At 73.0% G+C, this 19,384-nt stretch carries 19 protein-coding genes; 8 read left to right on the forward strand and 11 right to left on the reverse strand.

The window, feature by feature from the left end:
• Positions 1-50: 50 nt before the first annotated feature.
• Together C6376_RS20635 and C6376_RS20640 are read left to right on the forward strand one after the other, a co-directional pair.
• Complete coding sequence (locus C6376_RS20635) at positions 51-494, forward strand: MarR family winged helix-turn-helix transcriptional regulator (protein ID WP_107444788.1); 444 nt, start codon at positions 51-53, stop codon at positions 492-494.
• A gap of 170 nt (positions 495-664) precedes the next feature.
• Positions 665-1,540, forward strand: coding sequence for a triacylglycerol lipase (locus C6376_RS20640; protein WP_107444789.1), 876 nt, complete (start codon positions 665-667; stop codon positions 1,538-1,540).
• 76 nt (positions 1,541-1,616) lie between these two features.
• Here C6376_RS20640 and C6376_RS20645 read toward each other — a convergent pair whose 3' ends face one another.
• Complete coding sequence (locus C6376_RS20645; RefSeq protein WP_107444790.1) at positions 1,617-2,759, reverse strand: lytic polysaccharide monooxygenase; 1,143 nt, start codon at positions 2,757-2,759, stop codon at positions 1,617-1,619.
• Positions 2,760-3,140: 381 nt separating this feature from the next.
• Positions 3,141-3,275 (reverse strand): hypothetical protein, encoded by a 135-nt coding sequence (locus tag C6376_RS46155; RefSeq protein ID WP_107444791.1) that lies wholly within the window; start codon positions 3,273-3,275, stop codon positions 3,141-3,143.
• 140 nt (positions 3,276-3,415) lie between these two features.
• On the opposite strand from C6376_RS46155, the gene C6376_RS20655 reads away from it, so the two are divergent.
• Positions 3,416-4,030 (forward strand): class I SAM-dependent methyltransferase, encoded by a 615-nt coding sequence (locus tag C6376_RS20655; RefSeq protein WP_107444792.1) that lies wholly within the window; start codon positions 3,416-3,418, stop codon positions 4,028-4,030.
• 113 nt (positions 4,031-4,143) lie between these two features.
• Here the strand turns inward: C6376_RS20655 and C6376_RS20660 are convergent, their stop codons facing one another.
• Both C6376_RS20660 and C6376_RS20665 read right to left on the reverse strand, forming a co-directional pair.
• Positions 4,144-4,647, reverse strand: coding sequence for a DUF402 domain-containing protein (locus C6376_RS20660; protein ID WP_107444793.1), 504 nt, complete (start codon positions 4,645-4,647; stop codon positions 4,144-4,146).
• On the reverse strand, positions 4,628-5,557 hold the full coding sequence (locus C6376_RS20665; protein WP_107444794.1) for a GNAT family N-acetyltransferase: 930 nt from the start codon (positions 5,555-5,557) through the stop codon (positions 4,628-4,630). Before C6376_RS20665 ends, C6376_RS20660 begins: the two co-directional genes overlap by 20 nt.
• Before the next feature lie 71 nt (positions 5,558-5,628).
• On the opposite strand from C6376_RS20665, the gene C6376_RS20670 reads away from it, so the two are divergent.
• Positions 5,629-5,997, forward strand: a complete 369-nt coding sequence (locus C6376_RS20670; RefSeq protein ID WP_107444795.1) for a GntR family transcriptional regulator — start codon at positions 5,629-5,631, stop codon at positions 5,995-5,997.
• On the opposite strand, the gene C6376_RS20675 is transcribed toward C6376_RS20670, so the two are convergent.
• Positions 5,998-6,771: a DUF72 domain-containing protein gene (locus C6376_RS20675; RefSeq protein WP_107444796.1), complete on the reverse strand. Its 774-nt coding sequence runs from the start codon at positions 6,769-6,771 to the stop codon at positions 5,998-6,000.
• A 91-nt stretch (positions 6,772-6,862) separates the two neighbouring features.
• The gene (locus C6376_RS20680) at positions 6,863-7,957 is read right to left on the reverse strand and encodes a DUF5925 domain-containing protein (RefSeq protein WP_107444797.1); all 1,095 of its coding nucleotides are present in this window, start codon (positions 7,955-7,957) and stop codon (positions 6,863-6,865) included.
• A 354-nt stretch (positions 7,958-8,311) separates the two neighbouring features.
• Here C6376_RS20680 and C6376_RS20685 point away from each other — a divergent pair, with 354 nt between their 5' ends.
• The gene (locus C6376_RS20685) at positions 8,312-9,118 is read left to right on the forward strand and encodes an SGNH/GDSL hydrolase family protein (protein WP_107444798.1); all 807 of its coding nucleotides are present in this window, start codon (positions 8,312-8,314) and stop codon (positions 9,116-9,118) included.
• A gap of 43 nt (positions 9,119-9,161) precedes the next feature.
• Here C6376_RS20685 and C6376_RS20690 read toward each other — a convergent pair whose 3' ends face one another.
• From C6376_RS20690 to C6376_RS20705, 4 genes are all read right to left on the reverse strand, one after another.
• Entirely contained in the window at positions 9,162-10,793 is a 1,632-nt protein-coding gene (locus C6376_RS20690; RefSeq protein WP_107444799.1) for a serine/threonine-protein kinase, read from the reverse strand.
• Positions 10,794-10,853: 60 nt separating this feature from the next.
• A complete protein-coding gene (locus C6376_RS20695) occupies positions 10,854-12,593 on the reverse strand; it encodes a nickel transporter (RefSeq protein ID WP_107444800.1) in 1,740 nt (579 codons plus the stop codon).
• Entirely contained in the window at positions 12,590-14,344 is a 1,755-nt protein-coding gene (locus C6376_RS20700; RefSeq protein WP_107444801.1) for a tetratricopeptide repeat protein, read from the reverse strand. Before C6376_RS20700 ends, C6376_RS20695 begins: the two co-directional genes overlap by 4 nt.
• A 201-nt stretch (positions 14,345-14,545) precedes the next feature.
• Positions 14,546-16,054 carry a DUF4331 domain-containing protein gene (locus C6376_RS20705; protein WP_173985695.1) on the reverse strand — a complete coding sequence of 503 codons (1,509 nt, stop codon included), beginning with the start codon at positions 16,052-16,054 and terminating at the stop codon, positions 14,546-14,548.
• Between the two features lie 210 nt (positions 16,055-16,264).
• On the opposite strand from C6376_RS20705, the gene C6376_RS20710 reads away from it, so the two are divergent.
• From C6376_RS20710 to C6376_RS20720, 3 genes are all read left to right on the forward strand, one after another.
• Positions 16,265-16,807 carry a sigma-70 family RNA polymerase sigma factor gene (locus C6376_RS20710; protein WP_107444803.1) on the forward strand — a complete coding sequence of 181 codons (543 nt, stop codon included), beginning with the start codon at positions 16,265-16,267 and terminating at the stop codon, positions 16,805-16,807.
• Positions 16,804-17,622, forward strand: coding sequence for an anti-sigma factor (locus C6376_RS20715; RefSeq protein WP_107444804.1), 819 nt, complete (start codon positions 16,804-16,806; stop codon positions 17,620-17,622). The genes C6376_RS20710 and C6376_RS20715 overlap by 4 nt, the downstream gene beginning before the upstream one ends.
• Before the next feature lie 126 nt (positions 17,623-17,748).
• The gene (locus C6376_RS20720) at positions 17,749-18,030 is read left to right on the forward strand and encodes a hypothetical protein (protein ID WP_107444805.1); all 282 of its coding nucleotides are present in this window, start codon (positions 17,749-17,751) and stop codon (positions 18,028-18,030) included.
• A gap of 35 nt (positions 18,031-18,065) precedes the next feature.
• On the opposite strand, the gene C6376_RS20725 is transcribed toward C6376_RS20720, so the two are convergent.
• Positions 18,066-19,328 carry a CaiB/BaiF CoA-transferase family protein gene (locus tag C6376_RS20725; RefSeq protein WP_254076002.1) on the reverse strand — a complete coding sequence of 421 codons (1,263 nt, stop codon included), beginning with the start codon at positions 19,326-19,328 and terminating at the stop codon, positions 18,066-18,068.
• Between the last annotated feature and the right edge of the window lie 56 nt (positions 19,329-19,384).

Raw genomic sequence — 19,384 nt, forward strand, 5'->3', positions numbered from 1 at the left:
CCAATGGTCAAGCTGCTTGACCAATCTGTCAAGGGTGTTTCAATGCAGACGTGCAGAACTCCGAAGCTCTCGCCCTGTCCGCCGCCCTGCTCGCCGCCGCCGGCGAGCTCACCCGGCGCATCAACGACGGCGTCGTCGCCCGCGGCTTCGAGGGGCGGCCCTCCTACGGATTCACCTTCGCCCGGCTGGCCCCGGACGGTGCGACGGTCTCCGAACTCGGCGCCCATCTCGGGGTCACCAAGCAGGCCGCGAGCCAACTCGTCGAAGAGCTGGTGCGCAAGGGGTACGTCGAGCGCCGGCCGCACCCCGTGGACGCGCGCGCCCGGCTGATCGTCCTCACCGAGCACGGCTGGGAATGCACCCGGGCGGCGGAGGAGGCGGCGGCCGAGGCGGTGCGGGCGTGGGCCGATGTGCTCGGTGAGGGTGAAGTGCGCGCGTTGTACGAGCGTTTGGCGCGCATCGCCCCCTACGGTCCGATCAGGCCGGTCTGGTGACGGAGCGTCGGCCGCCGGGCCGTCGCCGACTATCACTGGAAGTTTTTACTGACGCGTAACTTCACACTTCACTTACTCGTCCGTAACTTGACAAGTGAACAGCATCCCGTGATCCGGATCACAGGGCGTACGGCCCTCGCACTCCCCTTGAGCCGCAAGGAGATCACCCGATGCTGCCCTGGAATCGCGTGCTCAGACCACTCGCCGCCCTGCTGCTGGCCGCCGCGGCCGCCACCCTCCCGACCGCCGCCGCCCACGCCACGACCGCCGCGGACGCCACCGCCTCCTCGAGCGGTTGGAACGACTACCGCTGCAGGCCCTCCGCCGCCCACCCCCGCCCCGTCGTCCTCGTGCACGGCACCCTCGGCAACTCCGTCGACAACTGGCTGGCCCTCGCTCCCTACCTGACGGTCCGCGGTTACTGTGTCTTCTCCGTCGACTACGGCCAACTGCCGGGCGTCCCGCTCTTCAACGGGCTCGGCCCCATCGACGCATCGGCCGGCCAGCTCGCCGCCTTCGTCGACAAGGTGCTCGCCGCGACCGGCGCCGCCGAGGCCGACCTCGTCGGCCACTCCCAGGGCGGCATGATGCCGCGCTACTACCTGAAGTTCCTCGGCGGAGCCGTCAAGGTCAACGCGCTGGTCGGGATCGCCCCCGACAACCACGGCACCACACTCGGCGGACTCACCCGTCTGCTGCCCTACTTCCCGGGTGCCGAGGACCTGATCTCGGCCGCCACCCCGGGCCTCGCCGACCAGATCGTCGGGTCGGACTTCCTCACCGAGCTCAACAAGGGCGGGGACACCGTCCCCGGCGTCCGCTACACCGTCATCGCCACCCGGTACGACGAAGTCGTCACACCGTGGCGCACCCAGTTCCTCAGCGGATCGAACGTGCACAACGTCCTGCTCCAGGACCTGTGCCCGCTGGACCTCTCCGAGCACCTGGCGATCGGGCTGCTCGACCGGATCGCCTTCCACGAGGTGGCCAACGCGCTCGACCCGGCCCACGCCACCGCCACCACCTGCGCGTCCGTCCTGAGCTGACGCGCCGCTCGCGTTCGCCGGGGCCTGGCCGGCCTGAGCCGCCGGTCAGGCCCCGGAGTCCGTGTCGTCCGCCGGCTCAGCGACCGTGCCGCCCGGCGGAATTCGCCCGTCGGCGTACCGACGCGAACAGCAGGGCCGCGCCCAGCGCCAGGGCGGCCGCGCCGCCCACCGCGAGGTACGAGGTGCTGCCGTCACCGCCGGTGTGCGCGAGACCTCCGCCCGGACCGGCGCGTACGCCGGCCGCCTGCGGCGCGTTCGCCGAGCCGCCCGCACCACCACCGCCCGCACCACCACCGCCCGCACCACCACCGCCCGCACCACCACCGCCCGCACCACCACCGCCCGCACCACCGCCGTGCGCGTCGCCGCCGATCGCATCGCCGTCGGCGGACGGCGTGCCGGGAGCGGCCGGGTCCGTCGTCGTGGCCGCGTCGTCGTCGCCGTGCCCATGGTGCTCGACCGTCGACCGGTCGGCGCCGTCCTGGATCTGCTCCTCGGAGGGCGCGGAGGCGGCCGGCGCGGCGCCGTCGCCCGTCCCCGAACCCTTGCCCGGACCGGTCCCCGTTCCCGTTCCCGAACCCGCTCCCGGGAAGGTGACGTCCGAGCACGAGTAGAACGCCTCCGGGCTGTCCGAGCGCTGCCACACCGCGTACAGCAACTGCCGGCCCGACCGCTCGGGCAGAGTCCCGGAGAAGGTGGAGAAGCCGCCCACCGCGACCGGGTCGGCCGCCGCCGCCACCGGATGCGCCAGGTCCAGGTCGGACCAGGCCAGTGGCCGGGCCGGGTCGTAACCGGCCTTGGTGAGGTAGACCGTGAAGGTCCCCCTGTGCGGAGCGGTCACGCGGTAGGCGAACGTGTACGGGCCGCTGTGGACGGCGGTCGCGGGCCAGTCGGCGCGGGCCAGGTCCAGCCCCTTGAACTCCTCGTTGCCCGCGCTGCACAGCCTGCCGTCCGGGATCAGCTCCTGATGACGCCCGTCCGCGTCGCCGATGCGGATGCCGTTCCAGTCGTACAGCGCCTGGGTGCCGCCCGTCGCGACCGCCGCCCGGCAGGCGGCAGACCTCGGGCTCTCCGGCCCCTCCGCGTAGCACTGCGCGACCCGGCTGACGGGATCGCCCATCGACCCGTGCGCGGCGGCGGGCACGGTGGACAGCGCGGCCAGGGCCGGCGCGATCAGGCCGAGAGCGACGGCGGCGACGGCCTTGCGGCGTGCGGGCATGGGAGAGCTCCTCGGAACCGGAACGGACGGCGGCGCGTGGTGCGCCCGGAACCAAGAAACCCTGAATCGGCCGGCCGAGGGCGGCCGGCGGCGATCTTTAGGGGTGCGTTAAGGAAGCGCTGAGCCTGGGATCAGGCAGGCGCCGTGTCCGGCGCGGCGAGCGAGGAGATCCGCCCGCGACGGCGGCCGGCGGCAGGGGCGGTCACCCACGCGCGAGAGCATGACCGTCCGCCCGGACGCCCAAGGCCGGGGCGCCGGACGGCGGCTGCACTTCATGGACGTCACACGCGCGTGCGCGGGCCTGCACCGGGCCGGAGGGTGAGGAGGCTGCCGGGGGCCAACAGGCCGTCAGAAGGTGAACGGGCCCTGAAAGGGGCGGCCTCAGCCGTCCGGCCACCAGGTGCGGGCGATGTCCTTGCGCACCTCGGGGCGGCCGGCGGGCCGTTCGTCGACCTCGTCGCGGATCCTGCGGGATTCCGTCTTCTTCAGGGGCTTCTGCACGGTGGTGCGGCGCATGGCTGCCTCCTTCAAGGACTACCGAGTTCCGCGTTCTCACGGAGGTAGACCCTTTCCGGGAGAGTTCCCCATCAACCCCTGATCTGTCAGTGGCGGGTGTCACGATTCGAGTGTCAGTGGTGGGTGTCACTCTGGTGCGTATGAGGGAATACAGTGACGAATCCACTCCGCCCGAAGTCGACTGGAACGCGGCGGCGGCCGCGTTCGACGAGCAGCCGGACCACGGCCTGCGCGACCCCGAGGTGCGCGCGGCATGGGCCCGTCGGCTGCGCGCCTGGCTGCCGGAGCGCGCGAGTGACGTGCTCGATCTGGGCTGCGGCACCGGCAGCCTCTCGCTCCTCGCGGCCGAGCAGGGACACCGTGTGACGGGCGTGGATCTGTCGCCGGCCATGATCGACCTGGCCCGGGCCAAACTCGCCGGGCGTGACGCGGTGTTCCTCCACGGTGACGCGATGGCGCCCCCGGTCGGCGAGGAGCGCTTCGACGCGCTGATCGTCCGGCACCTGCTGTGGGCCCTGCCCGACCCCGCCCGCGTCCTGCGGAACTGGCGCGCTCTGCTGCGCCCCGGTGGGCGACTCGTGCTGGTCGAGGGCGTCTGGGGCGCCGTCACCCCGGTCGGCATACCGGCGGACCGGCTCACCGCGCTGCTGGCCCCGCTGGCCGGGCACACGCGTGTGGAGCGGCTGTCGCAGGACGCGCTTCTGTGGGGCGGCCCGGTGGGGGACGAACGGTACGCGGTGGTGGCGACGGTGTGAGCCACGGGTCGCGGGCCGTGGCTCTCGCACCGCAGTCGGCACCGGTCGTGGCTCGCGCGCCGCAGCCGGTCGCCGATCGGGGTTCTCACGTCGCAGTCGGTCCCCGTCGCCGGTCACGTCAGCAGTGACTCCAGACCGCCCTCGGCGCGGGCGAGCGCTTCCAGTTCGTCGAGGGCGGCGATCGCGGCGGCCGCGGCCCGCGGGTCTCGCCGGGCGAGTCCGCTCTCCTCGAACTCGTCCTCGTCCAGGCGTCGTACGTCCGCGCCGTCGGCGGAGCGCCACAGATCCAGGTCGAGGTCCTCGACGACGAGTTCCGCGCCGGACCGCACGGCCGGCCGGGCGATGTCGCAGTACCAGCCCTTCAGGGCGCCGGACGCGGCGCGGACCTCCTTCACCGAGTACCACCGGTCGCGCCAGTAGAACTCGGTGAAGACGTCGCCCGGCTCGAAGCGCACGAAGCCGAAGTCGCGTACGCCGGCACCGGCCCACGGGGCGCGCACGGCGATCCGGACGCCGTCGTCGGACAGCAGCCCGGCCGGGTAACGGATCTTCGTCCGGCCGCCCTTGACCAGGACGACGTCCACCAAGCCCGTCGGCTCAGCCGAGTTCACGGACATGCCGCACCTCCGTCGCGCGGATCTCGTACCCGAACCACCGGTTGACGGCGAGCATCGGCCCGTTGTCCGCGTCGTTGCTGGTGTGCGCCTCGGTGTACCCCGCTGCGCGTGCCCGGTGCAGGGAGTCGTTCTTGACGAGCTTGGCCAGGCCCCGGCCGCGGTGGTCGCGGACGGTGCCGGTCATGCCGGTGCTGTAGCGCCCGGCGCCGTCGGTGTGCGCCACGCTGAAGGCGACGGGACGGCCGTCGGCCACGGCGACCGAGGTCAGCTCGCGGTCGAGGTGGGGGTGTTTCCAGTACTCGTCGATCCACGCCTCGTAGTCCGTGAACTCGGTGGCGATGTCCCCCGGTTCGTCGGAGCCCGCCTCCGCGTCGAGGGTGAACAGCGGGCGCGGGTCGTCCGCGAAGTCGGCCGCCGTGCGCAACTCGACGCCGGCCGGCGCTTCCCGCAGGGGCGGCAGCTCGGCGTGCCCCAGGTCCAGCACCAGGAAGTGCGCGGAGCGGCTCGCCCGGTAGCCGTGCCGCTCGGCGAAGCCGCGATGGCCGGGCTCGTCCAGGACCCAGGAGAACAGTTTGGTCGCTCCGTGCGCCGCCAGATGCTCCTCGGCGGCGCGCACCAGCAGCGTGCCCGCGCCCCGGCGGGTGCGGGCCGGGTCCACATACACGTTGAGCCAGCCCTGTCCCGGATCCGGACTGTCGTACGCGAGGCCGACCTGTGCCGTGCCGACGACCTCGCCGTCCTCCTCGGCGACCAGCGCGCGGTAGCGGGCCCGGGCCGAGGTCAGAGCGAGGTGGTGGCGTACGGACGCGGGGCTGAAGTACACGTACGGCAGCGCGGCGTGCCGGACGCGGACGAAGCCCTCGATGTCGGCGTCTGCGCCGGGAGGAAGATCGCGCACGATGACGGTCATGTGGCCCCACGCTAGGAGAGGCGGCCCGCGGGTGCCTCCCATTTTCCGGCGGGTACGGGACAATCGGGCCCGTGACCTTGAAGATCCGCATCGATGAGAGTGCCGCGCCCTACGAGCAGGTCCGGGCGCAGATCGCCGAACAGGCGCGGTCGGGTGAGCTGCCCGTCGGGTACCGGCTGCCGACCGTGCGGGGCCTGGCCGAGTCGCTGGGCCTCGCCGCGAACACCGTCGCCAAGGCCTATCGGGCGCTGGAGAGGGACGGGGTGATCGAGACCCGGGGGCGTAACGGCACCGTCGTCGCGGCCGCGGGACCGGCGGCGGAGCGCGAGGCCGCGGCCGCCGCGCAGGCGTACGCCGAGCGGGTGGTGCGGCTGGGGCTCAGCGAGGAGCAGGGAGCGGCCGCCGTCCGGGAAGCCCTGCGTGCGGCCTACCGGGCGTGATCACCGGCGCGCGGCGAGCCCGCGCGGGGTGCGGGTCACCGTCAGCCCCGCCCGTGCCGCCGTCCGCCCGAACACGGCCGCGTCCGTCACCGCCGCGCCGCCGGGATCGTTGTTGAAGTACGCGTAGACGTCGGCGTCGTCCGGCCAGGTCGTCGCGATGCGGTCCAGCCAGGTCTCCAGGGCCCGGCGGCCGTAGTGCGGCCAGGGACGGGCACGTCCCTGGTGGAAGCGGACGTACCCCCAGTCGGCGGTCCGCCACAACGGGGTCACCGGGCGGGAGCGGTCGTCGGCCCAGCACAGGGCCGCGCCCCGGGACCGCAGGACCTCCCGCGCCAGCGGCGTCCACCACGACGTGTGGCGCGGCTCGACCGCCACCCGGGCGCCCGGCGGGAAGCAGGCCAGACAGGCGTCCAGCAGAGCGGGATCGGCCCGCAGGGTGGGCGGTAGTTGGAGGAGGACCGGACCGAGGCGGCCGCCGAGGCCCGCCGCGTGGGTCATCAGCCGGTGCACCGGCTCCTCGGGTTCCTTCAGCCGCTTGATGTGGGTGAGATAACGGCTCGCCTTCACCGCGACCGTGAAGTCCGGCGGGACGCGCTCCGCCCAGGAGGCGAAGGTCTCCCGGGACGGGAGCCGGTAGAAGGCGTTGTTGACCTCCACGGTGGCGAAGTGTCCGGTGTACTCCTCCAGCCATCGCCGTACGGGCACGTCGGCCGGGTACAGGACGTCCCTCCAGTCCTTGTACTGCCAGCCCGACGTGCCGACGTGCAGCGTCATACCTCCATCAAACACCCGGGCCCTGCCGGAGGCCGCGCGCGGGCGGCCGGGTGCCCTATCACGTCGGCGGCGACCCGTCGGCCGGAAGGGCTCAGAGGTACAGCCCCGCGTCCGCCACCCCGCGCGGCTCCGGCAGCGCGGTGGGGGAGACGCCGCGGCGCAGCGCGTACAGCTCCGCGAGCGTCGCGCCCTCGCGCCCCACTCCCTCCTCCGTGCCCAGCCAGTCCACGGCCTCCCGGCGGGTCAGCGGACCCACCTCGATCCGGGCCAGACAGCGGCCGGGGCGGACCACGGCGGGGTGGAGACGCTCCAGGTCCTCGTTGGTGGTGACGCCGACCAGGACGTTGCGGCCCTGACCGAGCAGGCCGTCGGTCAGGTTCAGCAGCCGGGACAGCGCCTGTCCCGCCGTGTGCTTGGCCTCGCCGCGGATCAGTTCGTCGCAGTCCTCCAGGAGCAGCAGCCGCCAGCGGCTCTTGCCGGCGCCGTCCTCCTCGCCGATCGCGATGTCCATCAGGTAGCCGACGTCCGAGAACAGCCGCTCGGGGTCCAGTACGCAGTCCACCTGGCACCACTCCCGCCAGGAGCGGGCCAGGGTGCGCAGCGCGGACGTCTTTCCGGTGCCGGGCGGGCCGTGCAGCAGGAGCAGCCGGCCCGCGATGCTCTCCGGGGTCGTGCCCATCAGGCGGTCCATCACCTCGGCGACGGGGGCCGTGTAGTTGGGGCGCACCTCGTCCCACGTGCCCGCGGAGATCTGACGCGTGGTGCGGTGCGGGCCGCGCCGGGGGGAGACGTACCAGAAGCCCATGGTCACGTTCTCCGGCTGGGGCTCGGGTTCGTCCGCCGCTCCGCCCGTGGCCTCCTCCAGCACCTGCGCGGCCAGTTCGGCGCTGGTCGCGGTGACCGTGACGTCGGCGCCGCGGTTCCAGCGGGAGATCAGCAGCGTCCAGCCGTCGCCCTCGGCCAGGGTGGCGCTGCGGTCCTCGTCGCGAGCCATGCGCAGCACCCGGGCCTGCGGCGGCAGCAGGGTCGCGCCGGAGCGCACGCGGTCGATGTTCGCCGCGTGCGAGTACGGCTGCTCGCCCGTCGCGAAGCGGCCGAGGAACAGCGCGTCGACGACGTCGGACGGGGAGTCGGAGTCGTCGACGGTGAGCCGGATCGGCAGTGCGTCGTGTGGGAGTGCGGACATGCCGCCATGATCCGGCACGAGGCCCCCCTGTGCACCCGGTTTCCGAGGTGCGCGCGGTGTGTCGGTTGTTTCGGATTCACCTGTTCGATCCGTCCCGCCCCGTCCGCCCCGTCCGGCCCCGTCATCCCGTCCGTCCCGTCGGCATCGCCCGGTCCGCCCCGTCCGTCCCGGTCGGCCCGGGAGCGGGCTCCGGCCGGCCGCGAACGGCCGCGCTCCGGCGGTTCCTGACCCTCCGTCCGGTCGGCGTTACAGAACGGCGCACTCCGTCGGCGCCAAAGTTGGCATGGACACTTCCCGTCAACACGCGTAGTTGCTACGACAGTCATGGCAGAGATCCTGCTAAAGGGAGGTTCCATGAGACGTTCCCGACTTGTCGTATTCGTCAGCTCAGTCCTCCTCGCCGCCGGCGCCGCCCTCACCGGGGCGGTTCCCGCGCAGGCATCCCAACTCGCCGCCACAGGCGGCTATGTGGCGCTCGGCGACTCCTACTCCTCCGGCGTCGGAGCGGGCGGCTACATCAGCTCCAGCGGCAGCTGCAAGCGCAGCACCAAGGCGTACCCCTACCTCTGGAACGCCGCCCACGCCCCGTCCTCGTTCACCTTCGCGGCGTGTTCAGGCGCTCGTACGGGTGATCTTCTGGCCAACCAGCTCGGCGGCCTGAACGCCTCCACCGGCCTGGTGACCGTCACCATCGGCGGCAACGACGCGGGCTTCGCCGACGTCATGACGACCTGTGTCACCAGCTCCGACAGCACCTGCCTGTCCCGCATCGACACCGCCAGGGCGTATGTCGACTCCACGCTCCCCGGCAAACTCGACACCGTCTACTCGTCGATCCGGGACAGGGCCCCGAACGCGCGCGTCGTCGTCATCGGCTACCCGCGCTTCTACCGGCTCGGCACGGTCTGTCTGGGGCTGTCCGAGGCGAAGCGCTCCGCCATCAACGGCGCGGCCGACTACCTGGACGCCGCCACCGCCCGGCGCGCCGCCGCGCACGGCTTCGTCTTCGGCGACGTCCGCGGCTCGTTCGGCGGCCACGAGATCTGCTCCGGCAGCTCCTGGCTGCACAGTCTCAACCTGCTCAACATCGGCGAGTCCTACCACCCGACCGCGTCCGGACAGTCGGGCGGCTATCTGCCGGTTCTGAACAGCGCGGCCTGATCCGCGCCGGGCCTGACGCACCGCACCGGTGGTCAGGCCCGGTTCACTCCGACGGCGAGGGCGAGGGCGAGGCCTCGCCCGACGGGGACTCCGCCGTCTCGCAGGTGACCGAGAACGGCACCGAGCCGGACGTCGTCTTCACCGGCTCACGCACCTCGACCGCGATCGCGTTCTCGTACGTCCCGCTCCCCGCGTACGTCGACACGATCACCTTGTCCTGCTTGGACTTGCCGCCGCCCGACGGGAACTCGAGCGTCTTCCAGGTCTGCCCGGCCAGTTCGCCGTCCTTCGACACCCAGCGGTACGACACGGTCTCGGGCAGCTGCCCCACCGTGATCGTCGCGGTGAAGGCGGGTGCGTCGGCGTCCTTCGGCGGGCATGCGCCGGAGTACTCCGTGTGCGCGCCGGTCACGGTGACCGAGACGGTCTGCTTCGGCGTCTCGGAGCGGGCGCTCGGGGTGGGGCTCGGAGTGGGCGACTCGGCCTCCGCGCTGGTCTCCGGCTGTGTCTTCGGCGGACTCGCCGCGTCCGAGGCACTGTTGGTGACCCCGCCGGACCCGCTCTTGTCGTCGTCGTGATTCAGCAGCCCGTACGTCAGACCCGCGACCGCCAACGCCAGTGCCAGCACACCCACGACGAGGACCGTGCCGGCCCGCCGGCCCCGGTCCGGCTCCCCGGCGGCCGTCGACGACGTGGTCGGCGGCGCTGTCGACCAGGGCTGGGGCGGGGGCGCGGGGGCCGACCCGTGCCCCATCGGCCCGCCGGGGGGCGCGGGCGTCGGCGGGAACGACGTGTACGGCGCCGTGGGGGCGGAGTCGGTGCGGAAATCGCCTCCCGCGGAGGGGACGCCCCCGGCGGCGACGAGCCGCAGATCCTGCTCGGCCCGGTCGGCGGGCAGCCGCTCGGCCGGATCCTTGCGCAGCAGCCCCTCGATCACCGGCGTCAGCGGACCTGCCCGGCGCGGCGCCGGCAGCTCCTCGTCCACGATGGCACGCAGGGTGCTCAGCGGAGTGTCGTGACGGAAGGGGGAGTTGCCCTCGACCGCCGCGTACAGCAGCACGCCCAGCGACCACAGGTCCGACTCGGGCCCCGGCGTGCGCCCCAGCGCCCGCTCCGGCGCGAGGAACTCGGGGGAGCCGATGACCTCGCCGGTCATCGTCAGTGCGGAGGTGCCCTCGACGGTGGCGATGCCGAAGTCGGTGAGCACCACCCGGCCGTCGTTGGACATCAGCACGTTCGCCGGCTTCACGTCCCGGTGCAGCACACCGGCCTCGTGCGCGGCCCGCAGTGCGGCCAGCACCTCGGCCCCGATGTGGGCGGCCCGCGCCGGCTCGACCGGTCCCTGCGCGTCCAGCAGGTCGGCGAGGGAGATGCCGTGCACGATCTCCATGACGATCCACGGCCGCCCGTCCTGGGTGGCCACGTCGTACACCGTCACGACGTTCCGGTTCGCGACCCGGGCCGCGGCCCAGGCCTCGCGCTCCAGCCGCGCGTACAGCCGCTCGACGTCCGAGGCCGCCAGCCCGTGCGGGGCCCGCACCTCCTTGACGGCGACCTCGCGGTGCAGCACCTCGTCACGGGCCCGCCACACCGTGCCCATGCCGCCCTCGCCGAGCGGCGTCAGCAGCCGGTACCGGCCCGCGATCAGACGTTCACTGCCCGGTTCTTCGCTCACCGCGCCCCCATTTCGCTCTTCGCATCCGGGCGAAAGCCTCCGCAACCCCACAAACGTAGCTCAGCCGAGTACGGATGCGGCCCCCTTGAGCACCAGTCCGGCGCCCAGGGCCACCACGAGGAACGCGGACCACAGGGGCATGTTGCGGCGGACGAGGGTCACGGCCGGGTGGCTCGTCCAGCGCGGCTGCCGCTCCAGCAGGCGGGTCGCCCCGGCGCCCAGCCGGACGACCGCGAACCCGGCGGCGGTCAGGGTCAGCGCGAGCCCGACGCCGTACGCGACGACGAGCAGCAGCCCGAACCAGGCGTGGCCGAGCGCGGCGGCGCCGACCAGCACGACCACGGCGGACGGACTGGGCACCATGCCTCCGGCGAACCCGAGGAGGAGCGTTCCGCGGAGGGTCGGGGCGACGGCGTGGGTGTGGGTGCGGCCGCCGTGGGAGTGCGTGTGGCCCCCGTGGGTGTGCGGACGACCGTGCTCGTGGTGCTCGTGGTGCTCGTGGTCGTGCGGTCGGGCGTGCTCGTCGTCGTGGCCGTGCTCGTGCGCGTGGCCGTGGTCGTGGCTGTGCCCGTGGTCGGCATCGTGATGGGCATGGGTGTGCGGGGTGGTGGCCCCGACGAGGGCGAGTTGACGCTCGGGGGTCTTCGCGGGCTCGTGGGGATGCGGGTGGTCGTGACCGTCGCCGTGCGGGTGCGGGTGCGGGTGCGGGTGAGGGTGGTCGTGGCCATGGCTGTGGCTGTGGCTGTGGCCGTGCGGGGTGTCCGGGCCGCGGCCGCGCCAGGCGCGGCGGGCCAGGGTCGCGCCGGCGAAGAGCACCAGCGCCCCGCTCGCCAGCCCCAGCCAGGCGATCACCGAGGGCGCCGCGGCCGATCCGGCGGTGACGAGCAGGCCGAGCGCGACGACGCCCAGGGTGTGCGTGACGGTCACGGAGGCGGCGAGCGGCAGGACGTCCTTCATCCGGGCCTTGCCGCCCCGGGCGGCCGCCGTCGCCGCCATGATGGTCTTGCCGTGGCCGGGCGCGACGGCGTGCATCGCGCCGAGGACGACGGCGATCACCAGGGCCAGCGCGGCGAAGCCGACGGTGAGGTCCTGCCGGGCGACCAGGTCGTCCAGCGCCCGGGTCCAGCGGTCGGCGCCGCGGGGCAGCACCGACGCGGCCGGCGCGTCCCGGCTCTCCTCGACGAGAGCCGCGCCGCCGGGCCGCACCGTCACGGCCGCGGTCGCGGTGTCCGCCGGAGAGGACAGCAACTCCTTCGGATACGTGGTCAGTTCGTGTGAGACCGATTTCTCCGGAACATCGGAGTCGGCGAGCGTCATCCGGTCGCCGCGTGCGGTGATCTCACGCCAGCCGGGTCCGGAGGAGGCACCCTCGCTGTGGAAGGCGACGGCGACGGTGCTCTCGTCGGGCAGCGGGGCCGTCAGCCGGCACTCCACGCGGAGCGTGTCGAGCCCCGCCTGGCCGGGCCGTACGACCGCCTTGCTCGCGCCCGCCGTGAGCGTGACCGCCCGGCCGTCGACGGTGAGCCTGCTGCCGGCCGCGGCGGTGGCGCAGCGCTCACGCGCCCAGGCGTCCATCCCCAGCCGCTCGATGTCGGGCTTGGCCTGGGTCGCCGGGATCTCGGCGAGGTCCTCGACGTGGTCGACGCGCAGCTGCCCGGGGGCGGCGACGAGACCGTCGTAGCGGTTGACGGTGAAGTTGCCGAGGGGGTGCGCGCTCGCGGCGGCGGAAGGAACCAGCACGAGCGCGCACCCGGCCGTGAACACGGCCGCGCAGGAGGCGAACAGACGACGTGAGATCACTTGGTCGCCTCCAGCGACTTGAGCGCCGTACGGGCCTCACGGGCGCCCAGTGCGGAGAAGCCGGGGTTCAGCTTCAGGGCGGCGGAGAGGTGGGTACGGGCGTCCTGCGGATGGCCGGTCGCCTTCTCGATCACACCGAGGTGGTAGAGGAAGGAGGCGTTGCGGTAGCCGGTGGCCGTGGCCTGCCGGGCGTAGGGGAGGGCCTCGGCGTCCTTGCCGTTGACGTGCAGCGCCCAGGCGAGGGCGTCCGCGGTGTGCACGGTGTGGCGGCGGGACCAGTCGTCGCGGGCCGCCCGCAGGGCCGTGGCCCGGTCGCCGTGGTCGGCGGCGGCGAGCGCGGTGTCGAGGTCGGCGTTGACGCCGTTGGCGCGGGCGATGGCGGTCCAGGCGTCGACCAGGGCGTACTGGTCGGCGGCCTTCGCCGTGTCCCCGGTCCGGCCCCGGGCCTCGTACAGTTCGCCGAGCTCGACAAGCGGGCCGGGCAGCGGGTAACGGGCGACGATGAGTTCCAAGCCCTTGATGGCCTCCGCCTGCTGTCCGCTCGCCGCCTGGGCGCGGGCGCGGCCCTCCAGCGCGGGGAGGTAGTTCTCGTCGGCGGCGAGGGCACGGGCGTAGTGCGTGAGAGCGGTGGCGTAGTCGCCCTGGTTCCAGGCGAGTTGACCGAGCTGGGCGGCGACGTAGGCGATGTCGCCGGGTGAACTGGACGCGGCCAGCGCCCGGTCCAGGACACGGCGGGCGGTGGTGACGTCCCCGCGCAGCTCGTGGACGTAGGCGTAGCGGGTGAACACCGGTACCCCGGGCCGCCGTTGGTCAGCGGTGCGGACGGCGGCGTCGGCGTCGTCGTAGCGGCCGAGCTCGACCAGGGCGTCGATCCGGGAGCTCAGGGCGCGTTCGTTGTAGGGGTTCTGCTTCAGCGTCCGGTCGGCGAAGGACAGGGCGCCGGCGAAGTCGTGACGCGCGGCGGCGAGGGCGGCCCGGCCGGCCAGGGCCTGGTCGTTGTCGGCGCGCAGGGCCAGGGACCGCTCGAGGGCCTGCTCGGCCTGCGGGTAGCGGGAGGGGTCGCCCTTGGTACGGGCCTGCTCGACGTAGGCGAGCCCGAGGGTGGCCCAGCCGCCGAAGTCACGGGGCTGCACACGCAGATGGGCCTGCAGAGCGGTGATGCTCGCGTCGAGGTCGCCGCCTGCGAGCAGCCCGGGGGAGACCGCCGCGGCCGCCGCCACGGGCACTGCGCGCTGTTCGTGCACCGCCCCGAGCGCGACCGCCCCGGCGGTGAGCGCGACGGCCAGCATGGCGGCGCACGCCCCGAGGTGCACGGCCCGCCAGCGACGGCCCGCCTCGCCCACCCGCCGCACGGCGGCGACCCGCTCGTCGTCGACGGCCGGCGCCGGATGCGCCGTGAGGACGGACTCGGTGACTTCGGTGGGTTCGCGGGGCTCGCGCGTTTCCGAGGCTTCAGGGGCTTCGGTGGGCTCGCCGGGTCCGCCGGACGCGTGGGCTTCGGCGGGCCCGCGGGACTTCCGGGCCTCGGCGGGCTCGTCGGAGGCGGACGCAACGGCGTCGGCGTCGGCTTCGGGCACGGAGCCGGTGGTCACGGCATCGGGCGCGTCGTCCCCGCTCGTGGCGCGCCGGGCCTCCGGCTTCGGCGTCGGCCGGCCCGTGGCGGGCTCCGGTCGCCGTGCCTGAGGTGTCGGCCGGCCGGCATCCGGTTGCCCGGGCAGCTCGCGCTCGCCGTCGTTCGTCCGCGGGGACATGCCCTCTCCTAGGTCGCCTGGGTGGTTCGCTCTGCCGGTGGGGGTGTGGGGGTGTGGGGGTGTGGGGGTGTGGGGGTGTGGGGGTGTGGGGGTGTGGGGGTGGCGCGGCCCGCGCCGTGGGGGATGAGTTACGCGGGCCGCGCCAGTCGGTGGGGCCGGGCCGGGGAGCGCAGGATTCTCCCCGGCCCGCTCAGGGAGGGCCTAGTAGGCCCTGCGCCGCCCGCGCCACCACATCAGGCCGCCGCCGATGAGGAGGATGCCCGCCGCGCCGGCGCCCGCGGAGGAGGCGATCAGCGCGGTGTTGCTCTCCGAACCCGTCAGGGCGTCGCCGAGCTGGCTGCGGACGTCGGCGCCGCTCTTGGCGGACGCGCCGCGCGAGCCCTCGGTCGGCAGGGCCACGTAGGGGAACGCCTTCTCGAAGCTCTTGTCGTTCTTGTCGACGGCGTCGCCCAGGTCGTTCTTGGAGCCGACCAGCTCACCCTCGACGACCTGCAGGGAGGCGTCGATGACGTCGTCGGTGAGGCGACGGCCGTTCGGGAAGCCCGCGTTGTCGCCGTCCAGGACGCCGAGCCGCTTGGGGCTGGCGGTCGGCTTGATGGAGGTGTTGAGGCGCAGTTCCTCCGAAGGCGTCACGTAGGGCGGCTGGTTGAGGCCCTTGACGCCCTTCAGGAACACGTCGACGAGGTCGTTGCGCGGCTCGGCCGGCGCCTTGATCTTGTAGATCCCCTCGATCAGCTTGGGCAGCTCGGGGTTGGTGACGTTCTTCAGGAACTGGCCGTCGTCCTTCGGCTGGGACGCGTTGAACCGGTCCTTGTCCTTGATCGGGTTGACGACCTCGTTGACCAGCGGGCTGCCCAGGCGGGAGACCTGCGTGTAGTAGCCCTCGGCGTTCTCGCGCTGGGTGGTCGACCAGACGCCGACGATCGGCTGGTGCTTGCCCTCGGTGATCATGTCGCTCGGGACCTGCAGCGCGATCGAGTTGACGTTGTAGCCCTTGAGCGTGTCGTTGCCGACCTCGGAGAGGTCGCCGCCGTACAGCAGGTCGAAGACGCGCAGGTCCAGGAAGAACGGGTCGTCGGCCTGGCCGGCGAAGGTCTTGGCTCCGTTGGGGAGCTTGTAGATCGCCTGGTCGCGCAGCTTCTTGTAGTTGGGCATCGACGCCTTGCCCACGTTGGACGGGGCCACCGGCACATCGTCCGCGATCTTCGTCTTGTGCTGGACCTTCCCCTTCTTCAGCTTGAGCAGCTCGAGGTCGTACGACTGCGTGACGTTCAGGTCGGGGTCGTACAGACTGTCGACCGCGCCGGTGTTGTAGAGGAACGTCTTCTTGTTCTTCGTGTGCGTCTTGAACGTGTAACGGAAGGTCAGGTCCTCCTTCGCGTCACCGTTGTTGTCGATGTGCAGGTCGTACTGGGCGTCCTCGGCGAACGGGAAGAAGTTCGGGCCGCCCGCGGGTTCCTCGAACGGGATCCAGTTCGCGACGATGGTCGTCGTGTCCGCGTGGTCCGGGCTGACGAAGGCGTACACGTCCGTGTTGTCGTACTGGGGAGTGCCCGAGATGAGAGGAGCCTCACGGTGACTGGAGGCGTAGGCGGCCCCCGGTGCCAGCGTGGCGGCGCCGGCGGCTGCGAGCCCCCCGGCGGCCAACGCACCGCATATGAGGGTCGCGACGCTCCTGCGTCCGTTGCCGCTCCTGGAGATAGCTGTCATGCCGTCCGTCCTCTGTGCCAAGTTGCCTGACGGACAGAGATACGGAGCGGAGGGGCGGTTCGGATTGGTCAAAACCAAAAAACTTTTAATTTCCTGCTCACCCGCGTTTTCGGTGCTCCCATCCGTACCCCCTCCCCGGAGGTGTGTGCGTTGCGGATGCCGGGTGTGACGGGGCGGCCAGGATGCGGTGGCCGCAGGAAGGGGGACGGCATGGAGGCGGACGAGCTTCTGGTGCTCGTGGCGGGAGGCGACCAGAAGGCCTTCGAACAGCTCTACCAGCTGGTGTCCGGGCCGGTGTTCGGGCTCGTCCGACGGGTCGTGCGGGACCCCGCGCAGTCGGAGGAGGTCGCCCAGGAGGTCCTTCTCGAGGCCTGGCGCTCCGCCGGCCGTTTCGACCCGAGCCGAGGCAGCGCCCTCTCCTGGATCCTCACCCTCGCGCACCGCCGCGCCGTCGACCGGGTGCGCAGCGCCCGCGCCGCCGTGGACCGCGAGCAACGTGAGGGACGCCGCTACCACGACCCCGCCTTCGACCAGGTGACGGAGGAGGTCGAGGCCGGCCTGGAACGCGAGTGGGTGCGCCGCTGCCTCGACCGCCTGACGGCGCTTCAGCGGCAGTCCGTCACCCTCGCCTACTACGACGGCTACACCTACCGTGAGGTCGCCGACCGGTTGTCGTTGCCGCTCGGCACGGTCAAGACTCGGATGCGCGACGGACTCACGCGGCTGCGCGACTGCCTGGGAGGCGCCGTATGAGCATCCTCGGGATGTTCCGCCGGGAGGATCTTCACTCGCTGGCCGCCCCCTACGCGCTCGACGCCCTCGAAGGGGACGAGCGGCGCCGCTTCGACAAGCATCTGAAGACCTGCGACCGCTGCGCGGCCGAGGTACGGGCGTTGACCGAGGACGCGGTGCGGCTCGCCTGGTCGACCGCCGCCCCACCGCCGGCCGCCCTGCGCGACCGGGTGCTGGCCGCGGTGCAGAGAACCCCGCAGGAGTCCTCGCGCGCCCCGGTGCGGGAGCACGCGCCCCAACTGCCCCCGCACGTCTGGGGCACACAGCCACCGCCGAAACGCTTCCGAGCGCCCCGCGCGCGCCGCCCGCTGTTCGTGCCGTTCGCGACGGCCACCGCCGCCGCGGCCCTCGTCGTCGCCTCGCTGTTCGCCGTCCAGGCCGACCGGACCCGGGACGAGCTGAACGCCGAGCGCGCCCAGGCGCGTGAGATCGCCCACGTTCTCGCAGCTCCCGACGCCCGGGCGAGCACCGGGCGGGACGCTCGGGGGCGCATTATCGGAGTGATCGCTTCCGCTGCCGACGGCGAGGCGGTCGTGACCTTGAGCGGATACGGCGATCTCCCGGCCGGGCAGGTGCACCAGCTGTGGCTCATGCGCCCCGACGCGCAACCGCGCTCCCTGGGGCTGTTCGCGAGCGACACGCCTCTGGTCGCCACCGGTCTCGACAAGGCCGCGACGTCACTCGCTGTGACCGTCGAGCCCGACGGGGGTTCGTCGCAACCCACTACACAGCCGGTTGTCCAACTCACCCTGAAATCGGTCGGATTCGGAGAGTGATCGCAAAGGAGTCGTCAACCCCCTTACGGGGAAGGTGAATCCTGTGAGCTCGATACATGTGTGCCTCGACGGGGCGATAGGGTTACCCTGCCCGGGCCGGGTGGACTCGTACGGGTGGGGAGTGACATGGAACAGATAACGATGCACAGTAGGGCTAGGGTCCCCGCGATCACCTGCGGGAGCAGCGCGACCAGTTCGCGGCTCGACCGACATCTCTCGGTACTGGGGGGTCCCGCCATTCCGCAGCGCGAGACGCTCGAGGCGACCTCGCTCATGCGGGAGCTGACGGCCCGTGAGCCCGTACGCGACGCCGGCTCGAGGACGGTGCGAGCACGGGTGAGCCGGGTCTCGCTCTTCGCTCCCCTGCGCCGCCTGCGCCGCTCGCTGTTCGGCGGGCACAAGCACTGACCGTCCCGCCCGCCCGTATGCACTGAGTCCCGCGCTCAGGCGGTCACACCGTCCCGGCGCAGCGCTGCGATCTCCTCGTCCGTCATCCCCACGGCACGCAGCACTGCTTCGGTGTGCTCCCCGAGCGCGGGGACGTCCCCCATCCGCGCCTCCGTCCCGCCCGGCAGTGTGATCGGGGGCAGCAGTGCCCGCAGCGGCCCGACCGGCGTCCCCACCTCCCGCCACCGCTCACGGGCCGCCAGCTGCGGATGTTCCGCGACCTCGGGCAGATCCCTCAGGCGTGCGCAGGCGATGCCCGCGCCCTCCAGACGCGCCACCGCCTCGTCGGCGCCCAGCGCGCCGAGCGCCTGCGCCACCAGTGCGTCCGTGCCCTCCCGGTTCGTGACCCGGGCGGCGTTCGTCGCATACGCCGGGTCCGTGCCCAACTCGGGCCGGCCGAGGACCTGCTCGGCCAGCCGCCGCCACTCCCGGTCGTTCTGCACCGACAGCAGCACCCGTCCGCCGTCCGCCGTCGGGTAGGCGTCGTAGGGCGCGATCACCGCGTGCGCGAGGCCGGTGCGCCGCGGAGGGACGCCCCCGTGCATCGTGTGATGGAGCGGATGGCCCATCCACTCCGCAAGCGACTCCAGCATCGACACCTCCACCGGACCGCCCCGCCCGGTGGTGCCCCGCCGCACCAGCGCGGCCAGCACCCCCGAGAAGGCGTACATGCCCGCCGCGATGTCCGCCGCCGGGATGCCCGCCTTGACCGGCTGCCCGGGCGTCCCGGTCACCGACACCAGTCCCGCCTCGCACTGCACGAGCATGTCGTACGCCCGTTTGTCCGCGTAGGGGCCGCCGGCGCCGTACCCGGAGACGTCGACCGCCACCAGTCGCGGGTGCGCCGCGCACAGGGTGTCCGCGTCCAGGCCCAGCCGGGCCGCGGCCCCCTGCGCCAGGTTCTGCACGAACACGTCCGCGCCGGCGATCAGCCGGCGCACCACGGCCAGGCCGCGCGGGTCCTTCAGGTCCAGCGCGATCGACTCCTTGCCGCGGTTGCACCACACGAAGTGGGAGGCGAGTCCGCCGGCGGCCGTGTCGTAGCCGCGTGCGAAGTCCCCGCCGTCGATCCGCTCGACCTTGATCACCCGGGCGCCGAGATCGGCGAGCTGTCGGGTGGCGAAGGGCGCCGCGACGGCCTGTTCGACGGCGACGACGACGAGACCCTCGAGGGGCAGGGGCAGGGGCAGGGGCAGGGGCAGGGGCTCCGGCCGGAGCCGGCGCGGTGGTGGGGGCGTGGGCTGGGGCGGCTGGTCCATGGGGTGGATCATGGCCTCCGTTCGCCCCCTCTGTCATGCGGGAGCCGGACCGGGCA

The organism is Streptomyces sp. P3 (assembly GCF_003032475.1).
Lineage (GTDB): Bacteria > Actinomycetota > Actinomycetes > Streptomycetales > Streptomycetaceae > Streptomyces.